General features: G+C 40.5%; 1 protein-coding gene. It reads left to right on the top strand.

Annotated elements, in window-relative coordinates; genetic code table 11:
* Nucleotides 1-313: 313 nt before the first annotated feature.
* Nucleotides 314-672 (top strand): hypothetical protein (locus A3739_RS03130; protein WP_197471996.1); only part of this gene is annotated, 359 nt, incomplete at its 3' end.

Raw genomic sequence — 672 nt, 5'->3', positions numbered from 1 at the left:
TTCTACTCTATTTTTGTTATCCCCTTAAGTTGTTGTTTATAAATTGATTTTTTAAACTTTCTAGAGTTGGCAAGCATTCTGCTACGTTTCCTTTGACAGTTAAACAGCACAGTGCGACTAGCTGGAAATTGTCAGGCCTTTCGAGAGAAGGTTTTGAATGAAAGGAACTTTTTTCATGGAAGATTATGGCGGCCCGGGGACTGGCCGCTTTTTTTTGCCTGAAATTTTTAGAATAGCGATCAGTCTTCTCTTTTTTGTTTAGCGCAGTGTTCTTGACTATAACTCCCATGCAAATCACAGCAGGATTGTCATTGTGCGTTTGCGTTCTAAGTTTTTAAGTATTGGCATTTTACTAGCCATCATTCCCGCTTTTTGTCTCAGTGCCTATATTGCATATAGCAGTTATTCGGACGGAAAGTCGGCCATTCATGAGCTTTCAAAGGCTCAACTCACTGCAGTGAGAGAGTCTAAGAAATCCCAAATAGAGCGATATTTTCAAACGATTCAGGATCAAGTATTGAGCTTCTCGAAAGATCGGATGATCGTGAATGCAATGAGAGAGTTCAAGCGGGGGTTTGATGATTATTTATCGCAGCGAACGGGTGACAATGTCGTTCAGCAAAAAGAAAAATTGCAGCAATATTATGAGCAATCCTTCGGTGGTGAGTACGC

The organism is Oleiphilus sp. HI0067 (assembly GCF_001635735.1).
This window is presented reverse-complemented; position numbering and strand designations above follow the sequence as displayed.